The sequence below is a fragment of the Pseudovibrio sp. Ad37 genome, from assembly GCF_001623075.1.
GTDB lineage: Bacteria > Pseudomonadota > Alphaproteobacteria > Rhizobiales > Stappiaceae > Pseudovibrio.
This window is the reverse complement of sequence record NZ_LMCF01000220.1, coordinates 1-12,016: the sequence shown is the minus strand read 5'-3', so window position 1 is coordinate 12,016 and position 12,016 is coordinate 1. Positions and strand designations below refer to the sequence as shown.

The 12,016-nt window shown below is 49.0% G+C and carries 13 protein-coding genes; 11 read left to right on the top strand and 2 right to left on the bottom strand.

Going from position 1 to position 12,016, the window contains the following annotated elements; genetic code table 11:
• Positions 1-208: 208 nt before the first annotated feature.
• The 10 genes from napF to PsAD37_RS24835 all read left to right on the top strand — a co-directional run bounded on the left by napF (position 209) and on the right by PsAD37_RS24835 (position 10,005).
• Positions 209-715: a ferredoxin-type protein NapF gene (napF, locus tag PsAD37_RS29655; RefSeq protein ID WP_063298386.1), complete on the top strand. Its 507-nt coding sequence runs from the start codon at positions 209-211 to the stop codon at positions 713-715.
• Entirely contained in the window at positions 712-972 is a 261-nt protein-coding gene (locus PsAD37_RS24875) for a chaperone NapD (protein ID WP_063298385.1), read from the top strand. Before napF ends, PsAD37_RS24875 begins: the two co-directional genes overlap by 4 nt.
• A 13-nt stretch (positions 973-985) precedes the next feature.
• A complete protein-coding gene (napA, locus tag PsAD37_RS24870) occupies positions 986-3,475 on the top strand; it encodes a nitrate reductase catalytic subunit NapA (RefSeq protein WP_063298384.1) in 2,490 nt (829 codons plus the stop codon).
• Positions 3,476-3,507: 32 nt separating this feature from the next.
• Entirely contained in the window at positions 3,508-4,308 is an 801-nt protein-coding gene (gene napG / locus PsAD37_RS24865; protein ID WP_063298383.1) for a ferredoxin-type protein NapG, read from the top strand.
• The gene (gene napH, locus PsAD37_RS24860; protein WP_063298382.1) at positions 4,305-5,234 is read left to right on the top strand and encodes a quinol dehydrogenase ferredoxin subunit NapH; all 930 of its coding nucleotides are present in this window, start codon (positions 4,305-4,307) and stop codon (positions 5,232-5,234) included. The genes napG and napH overlap by 4 nt, the downstream gene beginning before the upstream one ends.
• Entirely contained in the window at positions 5,231-5,674 is a 444-nt protein-coding gene (locus PsAD37_RS24855) for a nitrate reductase cytochrome c-type subunit (RefSeq protein ID WP_208980620.1), read from the top strand. The genes napH and PsAD37_RS24855 overlap by 4 nt, the downstream gene beginning before the upstream one ends.
• Before the next feature lie 28 nt (positions 5,675-5,702).
• Positions 5,703-6,347, top strand: a complete 645-nt coding sequence (locus tag PsAD37_RS24850; RefSeq protein ID WP_063298381.1) for a NapC/NirT family cytochrome c — start codon at positions 5,703-5,705, stop codon at positions 6,345-6,347.
• A 326-nt stretch (positions 6,348-6,673) separates the two neighbouring features.
• Positions 6,674-8,755 carry a TonB-dependent siderophore receptor gene (locus tag PsAD37_RS24845; RefSeq protein WP_063298380.1) on the top strand — a complete coding sequence of 694 codons (2,082 nt, stop codon included), beginning with the start codon at positions 6,674-6,676 and terminating at the stop codon, positions 8,753-8,755.
• Positions 8,756-8,809: 54 nt separating this feature from the next.
• Positions 8,810-9,181: a hypothetical protein gene (locus PsAD37_RS24840; RefSeq protein ID WP_063298379.1), complete on the top strand. Its 372-nt coding sequence runs from the start codon at positions 8,810-8,812 to the stop codon at positions 9,179-9,181.
• Between the two features lie 59 nt (positions 9,182-9,240).
• Positions 9,241-10,005 carry an SDR family oxidoreductase gene (locus tag PsAD37_RS24835; protein ID WP_063298378.1) on the top strand — a complete coding sequence of 255 codons (765 nt, stop codon included), beginning with the start codon at positions 9,241-9,243 and terminating at the stop codon, positions 10,003-10,005.
• A 102-nt stretch (positions 10,006-10,107) separates the two neighbouring features.
• Here PsAD37_RS24835 and PsAD37_RS24830 read toward each other — a convergent pair whose 3' ends face one another.
• Positions 10,108-10,614 (bottom strand): hypothetical protein, encoded by a 507-nt coding sequence (locus tag PsAD37_RS24830; RefSeq protein ID WP_208992079.1) that lies wholly within the window; start codon positions 10,612-10,614, stop codon positions 10,108-10,110.
• Positions 10,615-11,670: 1,056 nt separating this feature from the next.
• Here PsAD37_RS24830 and PsAD37_RS28485 point away from each other — a divergent pair.
• Entirely contained in the window at positions 11,671-11,811 is a 141-nt protein-coding gene (locus PsAD37_RS28485) for a hypothetical protein (RefSeq protein WP_193778334.1), read from the top strand.
• A 31-nt stretch (positions 11,812-11,842) separates the two neighbouring features.
• Here the strand turns inward: PsAD37_RS28485 and PsAD37_RS24825 are convergent.
• A partial coding sequence (locus PsAD37_RS24825; protein ID WP_153039754.1) for an integrase core domain-containing protein occupies positions 11,843-12,016 on the bottom strand: 174 nt, incomplete at its 5' end.

The following is a 12,016-nucleotide window of genomic DNA, read 5'->3' as shown; positions in this document are numbered from 1 at the left end:
AATCACTAAATTAGTTTAGTTTAAAGTAATTTGAAATATGGACAAAAGCTAAATTATCACGGAAACGTGAGATATAAACTCAAGTTAAATTTAAATATTGAGTTATTCGTACCAGTATTTCTGAAGCATTCAATTTGATTGCAATCAAAATATAAAAGTAATCTCGTTGATATATTTTTCTCAGTTCAGTTGAGAAGTTGATTCTATCATGCAAACGCAGATGGGAAGGCGGTATTTTCTTGGTATGTCCAAGTATGCGGAGGATAAGCCGTGTCCGCTTTACAGTATTGGTAAAGTTGAATTTTCCGATGTATGCACCGGTTGCGGTGACTGTGTTTCGGCGTGTCCTGAAAAGATCCTTCGAATTTCTGAGCGGAGTAGGTTGGCTGTTGTCGATTTTGGAGTGGGACCCTGCACCTTCTGTGAAGCGTGCGTCGACGTTTGCAAAGAGGGAGCACTGGTCAAGACCGGAGCTGCACCTTGGGCAATGAAAGCAACGATCGGCTCCAACTGCCTTTCTTATCAAAAGATCGCGTGCCGGGCTTGCGCTGACTTTTGTGAGTTGAGGGCAATCCGATTTCATCTTGGCCTGGGTGGCCAGCAAATTCCTGATTTGGACAGTGAAGCCTGTACCGGGTGCGGTGCCTGCCTTGTTGCCTGTCCCAATGGATCCATCGAAATGCGCGAAATTAAACTCCAAGAGGAGGTTCTATGAACATTTGCGGCGTTCTCGTTAGTTGCTTAGCGGGAAAAACCCAAGAGGTTTCTGAAGCATTGTCCGCCCTGCCGGGCGTGGAAGTTCATATCACCAAAGAGGATACAAGTCAGCTCGTTGTGACTGCAGAGGATACGGAAGAGTCCTTCGCTGATCAGCAGGTGCTAGAAATTCACCGGACGCCGGGCGTCGTATCCGCTGCACTTACCTATCATCAATTCGAACCAAACACTGACCCTGACTTGAAGGCGGCCTAACGGGAGGCAAAACATGTCAATCACGGCATCTCGCAGAGATATTATAAAGTCAGCAGCGGTTGCAGCAACTGCTTCTGCGGCTGGCATCGCTTTACCAAAGTCCGCTGAGGCTCAGGGAAAAGCCTCCGATATACGCTGGGACAAGGCTGTTTGCCGCTTTTGCGGAACAGGCTGCTCTCTCCTTGTGGGTGTTAAAGACGACCGTGTTGTCGCCACCCAAGGTGATCCTGATGCTCCAGTGAACCGCGGATTGAACTGTATCAAAGGCTACTTCCTTTCCAAGATCATGTACGGCAAGGATCGCCTGACAACGCCGCTGCTCCGCAAGACCGCTGGTGTCTATGACAAACATGGTGAGTTTGAGCCTGTCTCCTGGGATGAAGCTTTCACTATCATGTCCGAAAAGTTTAAGGACGCATTGAAGGAAAAAGGCCCAACTGCAGTTGGTATGTTTGGCTCTGGTCAGTGGACCATCTGGGAAGGTTACGCTGCTTCCAAGTTTATGAAGGCCGGTCTGCGCTCCAATAATATTGACCCTAATGCTCGTCATTGCATGGCGTCGGCTGTAGCTGGTTTTATTCGGACCTTCGGTATTGATGAGCCAATGGGTTGCTATGATGACATGGAGCTTGCCGATGCATTCGTGCTTTGGGGCTCGAATATGGCTGAGATGCACCCAATCCTTTGGTCTCGTATCACAGATACGCGTCTGACCAAACCGGGCTGCGAAGTTCATGTGCTCTCTACTTTTGAGCATCGTTGTTTTGAACTTGCTGACAACGGCATGGTGTTTACGCCACAGAGCGATCTGGTGATCCTCAACTTCATCGCGAACTACATCATCGAAAATGATGCGGTGAACTGGGACTTCGTCAATAAGCACGTCAACATCACAAAAACCGCGACAGATATTGGTTATGGTTTGCGCCCGAATGATCCGCGCGAGCAGGCAGCTGAAAATGCAGGCTCCGGTAAGATCTCCAAGATTGACTTTGAGGAGTATAAGCAGCTCGTTTCCAAGTATACACTTGAGTATGCAGAGGAAATGTCTGGAGTTCCTGCTGATAAGCTTCTGAAGCTGGCGAAGATCTTTGCTGATCCTAACCGGAAGGTGATGTCTCTCTGGACAATGGGCTTTAACCAGCACTCACGCGGCAGCTGGGTGAACAGCCTCTGCTACAACATTCATCTCCTGACCGGTAAGATCTCTGAGCCTGGCAATGGTCCATTTTCGCTGACAGGTCAGCCATCTGCGTGTGGTACTGCCCGTGAGGTCGGAACGTTTGCACACCGTCTGCCTGCAGACATGGTGGTTAAAAATCCGAAGCATCGTGAAATCTGTGAGACTGCCTGGAAAATTCCTGAAGGAACAATCCCTGCCAAGCCTGGCTACCATGCAGTTCTGCATCATCGGATGCTTAAAGATGGCAAGCTGAATGCCTATTGGGTTCAGTGTACGAACAACCTGCAAGCAGCTCCTAATATGAATGAGGAAGGCTGGCCGGGGTATCGTAATCCTGAGAACTTCATTGTCGTTTCTGATCCATATCCAACGGTCACGGCAATGGCTGCGGACCTTATTCTGCCAACAGCCATGTGGGTGGAAAAAGAAGGGGCCTATGGTAACGCAGAGCGCCGTACCCAGTTCTGGCGTCAGCAGGTGAAAGCTCCGGGTGAAGCCATGTCAGATGTCTGGCAGGTTATGGAGTTCTCCAAGTACTTCAAGACAGAGGAAGTCTGGCCTGAAGAACAGCTTGCCAAAATGCCTGAGTTGCGCGGCAAGACACTCTTTGAAGTGCTTTATGCAAACGGTGTTGTCGATAAGTTCCCGGTCTCTGAGGTCAAAGAAGGCTTCAACAACCATGAGTCCGAAGACTTCGGCTTCTACGTTCAAAAAGGGTTGTTTGAAGAGTACGCCGGATTTGGGCGTGGCCATGCGCACGACTTGGCTGACTTTGACGTCTACCACAAAGCGCGCGGCCTTCGCTGGCCAGTGGTTGATGGCAAGGAAACACTCTATCGCTTCCGCGAAGGATACGATCCTTACGTTAAAACAGGTGAGGGCGTTAAATTCTACGGTAAGCCTGATGGCAAGGCGAACATCATCTTCGCGCCTTATGAACCGCCAGCAGAAATGCCAGACAATGAGTATGACCTCTGGCTCTGCACCGGGCGTGTGCTGGAACATTGGCATACAGGTTCCATGACGCAGCGCGTCCCAGAGCTTCACCGGGCATTCCCGTCTGCTGTTCTGTTCATGCATCCGCAAGATGCACGGGAACGCGGTCTTCGTAGAGGGCAGGAAGTCACTATCTCCACTCGTCGTGGTGAAGTGCTGACGCGGCTTGAAACCCGAGGCCGGAACAAGGTTCCAAAAGGCTTGGTTTACATGCCTTTCTTCGATGCAAACCAGTTGACCAACAAGCTTACGCTCGATGCCACTTGTCCGATTTCGAAAGAAACCGACTACAAAAAGTGCGCTTGTAAGGTGGAAAGCGCTTAGAGCAACCCTCTGAGCAGCAATGGATAAGAACCATGTCTGATCTCAAAAAGACAGGCCTCAGCAGTGCAAAGCGTCGCCAGTTTCTTGGCGACGCGGCCCGCACAGCGTGTGGCTGTGCTGTTGCTGCGACGTTTCTGACGGTCTATCAGGCGCAGGCTAAGGCTTTTCCTGCCGACGCCATCAGACCGCCAGGAGCACTTTCTGAAGAAGAGTTTTTGAGTGCCTGTGTGCGATGCGGACTGTGCGTTCGCGATTGCCCATATGACACGTTGAAACTCGCCGAGCTTGGTGAAACTGGCCCGGCAACAGGAACGCCATACTTTACAGCTCGCGATGTGCCTTGTGAAATGTGCGAGGATATTCCTTGTGTTGCTGCCTGTCCGACAGGAGCACTGGATCATTCTCTCACTGATATCGATGATGCTGATATGGGTGTGGCTGTTCTGATCGATCAGGAGAACTGCCTCAACTTCCTCGGTTTGCGGTGTGAGGTTTGTTATCGGGTTTGCCCGCTTATTGACGAAGCGATCACGCTTGAAATGACACCAAACACACGGACGGGCAGTCACGCAGTCTTTTCGCCAACTGTCTATGCAGATGTCTGCACGGGCTGCGGTAAATGCGAGCAATCGTGTGTTCTGCCGGAAGCTGCAATCAAGGTTCTTCCTCGCCGCATTGCCAGAGCTGAGAGTGCTGAGCACTACCGGCTTGGTTGGGAGGAAAAAGCCAAGGCAGGAAATGCCTTGGTACCCGGTGTGATTGATCTACCTGACCGTGTGCCGGATGCTGATGGGTTTGAGCCCGTATTCCAGCCAGGGAAGGGGCGGCCATGACCACTCCTGCATTAGACGCTCATGTACCAAAAGAGAAGAAGAGAAGCTGGGTGCTACGCAACAGGTTTCTGTTGCTCAGACGGAGCTCGCAATTGCTCATTCTGGCTCTCTTCCTTGCAGGGCCGTGGGCTGGCCTCTGGATTGTAAAAGGAACACTGACCTCCAGTATGACGCTGGATATCCTTCCGCTGACAGATCCGTTCCTGCTGCTGCAGACGATGGTGACAGGACATTGGCCTGAACTGACAGGTTTGATTGGTGTTGCCATTGTGGTTGGCTTTTACGCCGTGTTTGGCGGCCGGCTGTATTGCTCATGGGTTTGTCCCATGAACGTGGTGACTGATAGCGCCAACTGGCTGCATCGCAAGCTTGATCTGAAAAAAGGATGGCAGCCGAAAAAGCACACCCGATATTGGGTGCTGGCCATGACGCTGCTGGTTGCTGCCGGATCTGGCTCTCTTGCTTATGAGCTGGTCAATCCCGTGACCTTGCTGCATCGCGGATTGGTGTTCGGCATGGGGTTTGCCTGGGCTGCGGTGTTGATGGTGTTTTTATTCGACACCTTTGTCTCCCGGCATGGCTGGTGTGGGCATCTTTGTCCTATGGGGGCTGTCTATGGGCTGCTCAACACCAAGAGCTTGCTGCGGGTTTCTGCGAAAAACCGGGATGCTTGTGATGACTGTATGGACTGCTTCGAGGTTTGCCCTGAGATCCACGTAATCTCTCCGGCTTTGCGAGGCAAAGGGGATGATACCCCGCTGATTGTAAATCGAGACTGTACGTCTTGTGGTCGCTGTATCGACGTATGCGATCTGGATGTTTTCAGTTTCACCCATCGTTTCGATACTCAACTTATTCAACCTACTTCAATCGAACCGGGCCCCCGCGATCCGGTCACGACCAAAGCTATGGGAGGTCACAAATGAAAACGGGAGTGCCTTGGAAGGCTATCACCATTATGGCGGTTTTGCACCTTACCGGCTTTGCTGCCTTGAGCGCACATGCAGAGGGGGTAAAGTCATTGCGGGGTGTACAGGTTGATGAACCTGTCTTCGTCGAGCCGATTGCTCGCCCGCAAAACACTCGGGTGAACCGTGAGTTCCGTCAGCAACCACCATTGGTGCCACACAAGACTGAGGCTTATCAGGTTGACCTGAAAGTCAACCAGTGTCTGACGTGCCATGACTGGGCCAATGCAGGGGAGAAAAAAGCACCAACCTTGTCCATGACACATTATGCAGACCGTGAAGGACGTCAGCTGGACCGGGTTGCAGGTACACGCTGGTTCTGTACGCAATGCCATGTTCCTCAAGTCGATGCTGATCCGCTGGTGGAGAATGAATTTACTCCGTCAAGCGAACGCTAGATGGCACTTCTGACTGGAGGAATTTAATATGAGCAATCAAGGCGCAATTCCCAGTAAAGATCAGGGACCTGGCTTGTTCAAACGGATCTGGCGGTTTTTGAGACATCCTGCAACGACAATTTCTGCAGGCGCTCTGTTGCTGATTGGCGTTGTTGTCGGTGTGGCTTTCTGGGGTAGTTTCAACTGGTCCATGGAAATGACGAATACCGAGGAGTTCTGCATCGGCTGCCATGAGATGGAAGCAAATGTTTATGCAGAGTATACCGAGACGGCCCACTATGCGAATGCATCTGGCGTGCGGGCAACTTGCCCGGATTGCCATGTGCCAAAAGAGTGGGTGCATAAGGTGGTTCGCAAAGTACAAGCTTCCAGAGAGCTATATCATAAGGCTCTGGGCTCCATTGATAGTCCGGAGAAGTTTGAGGAGAAACGTCTTCAACTGGCGACTAATGTTTGGACTGCAATGAAGAAAACTGACAGCCGCGAGTGCCGCAACTGTCATGAATTTAACTCCATGGACTTCGTTCTTCAGGAAGGTCGTGCCTCTGCCGCTCACTCTGATGCATTCAAGGAAGGCAAGACCTGTATTGATTGCCACCAGGGCATCGCCCACAGCCTGCCAGCTAACGCGCTGGAAGCTTACAAAGAGAAAGTCTCTGCTGTTTATGATTAGGCATCGCTTAGGCTAATTGCATGGGACGCTAGAGTAGTAACCCATCTTTGAGGGTTCTCGAAGGTGGGTTTTTCTTTACGCCGACCAAAGCAAATGAGTCGAATCAGCAGTTGAAGAAGCTGCTAATTGTCATCTGCCAGAAGCTCTCGTCTGTGTGGTTGTTTGATCCACATCAATGGAGGCAAGGAGAAGCAACCAGAGATGTGTTTAAAATGACACAAATATGAGTATTATACTCATGTATTTTGCTTGGATGGCTATTTTTGCATTGATAGATATCTCAACTCAATAATATGAGTAATTAACTCATATTAAAGGTTGTAGGGATGCCTAAGGGTTTTGTCTCCGGCTTGATGACCGGAATCTGCTATCTTGCACTGCAGTCAGGTGCATATTCTCAGGAGCAAACAGAGCCACAAGAGCTCGGGCCAATTGTCGTCACAGCTTCGCGTAGTGAGCAAAGCCTGGATGAGGTAACCCGCTCCGTTGCTGTGGTGGAGAGCGAGCAGATTGAGCGGTCTGTTGCGGATAGCGTAACTGAAGTTCTGCGTGATGTTCCTGGCATCAAGATTATCGATAGCAACGTTGCAGGTATGAAGCGGATCAGCATTCGTGGTGAAGAATCTTCGCGAAATGTTGTGCTCGTAGATGGGCAAGAGATCTCTGATCATACTTCTTATGGTGCTGTATTTCTGATTTCTCCGTCTGATATCGAGCGCATAGAAGTGGTGAAGGGCCCGGGCTCGGTCCTGCATGGCTCGAAAGCTATTGGTGGCGTTGTAAATATTATCACTAAGAAGGGTGCCGATCGTGCTGTGCAGGTTGAGCTCGGAACGGCCTTCGATTCCTCTACTGATGGTATTACGGGTTTCAGCTCAGCTGCTGGGACTATTGATCAGTGGGACTATCGGTTTTCTGCTAGCAAATCCAAACATGGTGATCGCGAAACAGCAGATGGCACGCTGGAAGGTAGTGCTTTTGAGAACCAGAGTGTAACGGCCTATGTTGGTTACACTGGCGACCAACATAAATTTAGTATCAAGGCTGAACGATTTGAGCAGGAAAGTGAGGTTTACACTGATCCTGCTGATATCGGGTTTGTGATGCGTCAGTTTGATATGGACTTGCCAAAGCGCGACCGTTCCAAAATTGGTCTATTCTATGACTTTACCGATGTAAACGAGAGCATTGCTAAAATCTATTTGGATGGATACGCCCAGCAGATAGACCGTGTGGCTCTGGTAGACTATGAGCTGGCTCCTCCCCGTCTTGGAGCGCCAGTTATGAAGCGCGAGAATGAGACTGAGAGCGAACTGCTTACATTCGGCCTGAATGGGCAAGCTGATCTGACCTTGTTTGACAACATGTTGACCTCAATCGGCTTTCAGGCTGTCCAGGATCAGTTGGATAAGGATAGTTTCAGCACTGGCACGACCACTATCAGCGTTCCCGGACCTGTCATTCCAGTCAATATCATAGAGCGAGATGAGGCCAAACTTACGACTTTGTCTGCGTTCCTTCAGAATGAGTGGGATCTGAAGGATGATCTTACGCTAACTGCTGGTGGCCGTTATTACTTCGTTGCGAGTGAGAATAAAGGCACTGCAGGTGATCGGGATGAGAGCGATCAGGCATTTGTGGGTGCTTTGGGTCTAAACTATACGGGCTTTGAGAATTTTGCGCTAAGAGCGCATGTGTCTCAGGGATATGTATATCCGACACTCCTCCAAAGCACGTTGGGCTCAGTATTCTCTCCTGCTGGAAAAATCTATGGTAACGCTGACCTTGATCCAGAGACGTCAATGACCGCAGAGATTGGTGCGCGTTTCGACAGCGGGAATTTGATTGTTGATGCGAGCGCGTTTTATACCGATGCGAAGGACTACATCACATCGGTTGATTGTGATGCAGCAGTTCATGGTTCAAAGTGCACTGCAAACTTAGATATTTACGTGAATATTGATGCGGCTAAGACTTGGGGGCTCGAACTTGCTGCTTCCTATCAGTTTGCTGAGTTGGCGGTCACACCATATGGCAATATCACTTTGATGCGGCGTCAATTTAGCTCTGGAGCAATCAACACCTTTGATACCGACACGCCGTTGGTATCTGGCCGTCTAGGCGTGATGAAGTCCTGGGCCTTTGATAACGGAGTTGAAGCCTATGCGGATCTTTACAGTCGCTTCTCCAGCGAGCATCGGCAGAAGGATAGCAGTGGTATCGATGAAGCGGACGGTTTTGCCACGCTTAACCTGGCAGGTGGCTTTTCCTACGATTTCGATGAAAAGCGCAGGTTAAAAGTGCATGCAGCTGTCGAGAACATCTTTGACCAAGACTATAAACCGTCAGTCGAAGAACTCACTGCACCGGGCCGGGCGTTTAAACTATCTGCGAGTGTCATCTTCTAGTTTTTAAAGCCCTGCCGTAATAGCGGTGGGGCTGTTTTTAAAGGATATCATCACATGAAAACTGTGCTTCTCATGTTTTTGCTGAGTTCAGCGGGGCCGAATGGTGAGGTGGGTGCTTCCTACGTTGAAAAAGATAGTGTTGAGGAATGTCAGCAAGGCATTGTTGCGTTGAAGGAAATTTTGGCGGAGCCGCGCTTCAAGATCCATTATGCTGGTTGCCATCAAAGCTCGGCTCAGATCTCTGAGTTTGAACATCCGGGTGCTGATGATGAAGGCGATAAGCCGGAGCTTTTCGTTTATCTCAACAGGATTGAAGAAGGTCAGTTGCTTGTTTCTGAGGCTGACAGCCTTGCCAGTTGTGAGGCGAGTATAAACAAAAGCGAGAGTTGGTTCGCTGTGAGCACGCAGAAGTTGTTGCAGCAATAGCTAGACCTATGCTTTGCTCCTCCCACGGGAATTCTAATGTTGCTTTGGGGGGAGTGCGAATGACATCTCGAAAAAAGACTGTCTGGATTATTGGGGCAACTTCAGGGATTGGTGAGGAGCTCTGCAAGCTTTATGCGGATGATGGCTGGCAGGTTGTTGTGAGTGGCCGTCGCGTTGAGCGACTTGAGGCGCTGAAAGAAACCTATGCTGGGGTGACGAGCTTACCGCTTGATGTGACGGAAAATGAACAGATAGTTCAAGCCGCCCACGACTTTGGTGAAAATGCCAGTCTGCCTGATTTGACGCTTTATTGCGCTGGCGTCTTCCACATTGGTGGACTTTCGACGCTAACTGACGACGTGTGCGTCAATGCGATGGACACGAACTATTTCGGTGCAGTGCGGACCATACATAACTTGTTCCCACTGCTGAAAGAACGCGGCTCCGGGCACGTTGCCATTATTTCCTCGCTTAGTGGGTATGGAGGGCTGCCTTATGCTGCAAGTTATGGTCCTACAAAAGCTGCGCTCATCAATCTTTGTGAGGCGTTGAAACCGAGTTTTGATCGGGCGAACCTCTCTCTTTCAATCATCAATCCCGGGTTTGTGAAGACCGCGATGACTGAAAATAGCAAATTGCCTATGCCCTTTATCGCGAGCGCAGAAGGGGCTGCCAAGCGGATCAAAAAAGGCCTTGACCGTAAGAGTTTTGAGATTGCGTTTCCTTTCCCGCTTGTTACGGCTCTGAAACTCCTTCGGTTTGTCCCTTATTGGGCATATTTTCGACTGGTTGGCCTTACAGCCGGGAAGCGCAGTTCTTCATAAAGATTAGATTAGGAAGGTTGGAGGTGGGATGATCTTTGACCTTCCTCGGTTTCTGTTGCATGTGTCATTGCTTGCTGCAGCTCGGGTAGAAACGCCCAGATCTCACGGTTGAGTTTCACAAGCTTCTCGATTGCATTTCCCATTTGGGTGATGCGCGCAGTCGTCGACTGCCTTGATTTCACCGAGCTGGATCTGTCCATTCTTGCGTTGAATGCGCATGGAATGGGTGTGAGTGATCTCGCCTTGTTGGTTCTGCTTGAAAGTTGCGTGACTAAATTCATTTCTTAGCCGGGTACTTTCGTTGAAGATGCAAAGAATGCGGCGCAGCTTCTTTTGGAGGGCAACATCTTTTAGCTTTGCGTCTGCTAAGCGTTCTATTAGCTCCAGCCTTGCCCTGGTTGTGTTGAGAGTGCCGAAGACAAGAGTTGCGGTGAGTTCGTCGGTCTGCATGAGATGCTGCAGGATGTAGATGAACGTGCTCTCATTGTTGGACCAGCTGTAATTGATGTTCCCAATCAAAGCGAACAGGAGGTTTCGCCGCCCTGCTTTGTTGGGAGCAATCTTATCCAGTTCGTCAAAGTCAGGTGATTGAGAGGTTTGATCGTGCATAAAGCGCGCCTGTCTGAGAATACTCGTTTTACAGCCTATAATTACGTTTCTAACGCAAGGGTAGCAAAGTTAAGGCGTTATTTATAGAGCGTGATGGTCAGGTTTTGCTTGGCGGCTCTTTGATTGAATGTTTGGGGAGTGTTGGTGAAGTAAATGAGGCTTAGTTTCGATGATTCCTGAGATTTAAAGGAGCATAAGCCACAGTGACTGAAGATATTCCTGAATTACCTGTGAAGAAATTTATGCGATCAGGAATGTGGGTTACTGGGCGGATTGTGTCTTTAAATTAGAGTATCGCGTTCTTTTATTAGTCGGCAAAGTTTGGCTATAAACCTATAACTTCTACACTCAAACAGTGTTTTAGTTACCTTGAGAATTCACTGCATATTACATAGGTCACCGAAAACCTATTTCTTGATCAGGTTGCTATGTGATTTAGATGACATTGTCATTATTGAGACCAATAAACACTTCCCTGTTAGAAGTGTTTAGTTGTTTTTAGTAATATTTAAAACACTAATTTGCGAATACTAACGTTAACTAACTATTAATATCCTGGAATGTCATAGTAATTATTATCTAGTTCAATTGAATGTATTGTTGATTATTACCAGGTATTACTCTTGGTTTGTCTGCTTTTTTGGCCGTGGTATAGCTTCCGCCGCTTCCAAGAAGAATATTATTTCTCCTTTACTGGAAGTTTTGTTTGGAGGAATGGAGTCTATTCGTTTTAGCAAGAGCATTTAGTTAGTCATTTAGCCAGAATTCCAGAACCAGCGCATATTTTATCGGTTACTTCGTTTTCTGAAGCCGACGTGTTGTTTAGCGTACAGATTTTACATTTGTGCGATCTGGAAACTTGCGTCCAAATTCGGGGTTATCCGAGTTTATAAGCCATGTGCTTGTTCTGATCTTTGATCAAAAAGCTAAATCGAAAAGACAGCCTTCAAATCATGGAATGAAACATTTTTTCAATCCTCAGGAGAACCTGTGGCAACCAGCTGACGCAAATGATCGGCTTCTTGCAGGGCAGTTCTCCGAATATTTGGAGACGATATGTCTGGTTACAATCCATTTACTGATGGCACTGATACGCGTATCCGCGCAGAGCAGGATAACACGCTCGGTGATAAGGATGTCGTTGAGCACAATGGTGATAGTAGCGCTGAAGTGCTTAATGACGGTTCGTTAGAGTGATCAGCCCCACTTGAGTGGTCCGGTTTGAAAGTTAGTGCATGACTGGCCTTTGGTCTACTGGAATGATTACTTCAGGATCCGGTGGGCGGAAGTTCAGCGCACTATGGGGGCGTTTGGTATTGTAGTGTATCCTCCACCTTTCGATGATTATTTGGGCTTCACGCAACGAGTAAAAGGTCTCACCATTCAACAATTCGTCTCGCAT

Excerpts from the sequence above, each read along its gene's own strand:
- napA (WP_063298384.1), top strand. The coding sequence starts at position 986 with ATGTCAATCACGGCATCTCGCAGAGATATTATAAAGTCAGCAGCGGTT.
- PsAD37_RS24840 (WP_063298379.1), top strand. The coding sequence starts at position 8,810 with ATGAAAACTGTGCTTCTCATGTTTTTGCTGAGTTCAGCGGGGCCGAAT.
- PsAD37_RS24855 (WP_208980620.1), top strand. The coding sequence starts at position 5,231 with ATGAAAACGGGAGTGCCTTGGAAGGCTATCACCATTATGGCGGTTTTG.
- PsAD37_RS24835 (WP_063298378.1), top strand. The coding sequence starts at position 9,241 with ATGACATCTCGAAAAAAGACTGTCTGGATTATTGGGGCAACTTCAGGG.
- napG (WP_063298383.1), top strand. The coding sequence starts at position 3,508 with ATGTCTGATCTCAAAAAGACAGGCCTCAGCAGTGCAAAGCGTCGCCAG.
- PsAD37_RS24845 (WP_063298380.1), top strand. The coding sequence starts at position 6,674 with ATGCCTAAGGGTTTTGTCTCCGGCTTGATGACCGGAATCTGCTATCTT.
- napF (WP_063298386.1), top strand. The coding sequence starts at position 209 with ATGCAAACGCAGATGGGAAGGCGGTATTTTCTTGGTATGTCCAAGTAT.
- PsAD37_RS24875 (WP_063298385.1), top strand. The coding sequence starts at position 712 with ATGAACATTTGCGGCGTTCTCGTTAGTTGCTTAGCGGGAAAAACCCAA.
- PsAD37_RS24830 (WP_208992079.1), bottom strand. The coding sequence starts at position 10,614 with ATGCACGATCAAACCTCTCAATCACCTGACTTTGACGAACTGGATAAG.
- PsAD37_RS28485 (WP_193778334.1), top strand. The coding sequence starts at position 11,671 with ATGTCTGGTTACAATCCATTTACTGATGGCACTGATACGCGTATCCGC.
- PsAD37_RS24850 (WP_063298381.1), top strand. The coding sequence starts at position 5,703 with ATGAGCAATCAAGGCGCAATTCCCAGTAAAGATCAGGGACCTGGCTTG.
- napH (WP_063298382.1), top strand. The coding sequence starts at position 4,305 with ATGACCACTCCTGCATTAGACGCTCATGTACCAAAAGAGAAGAAGAGA.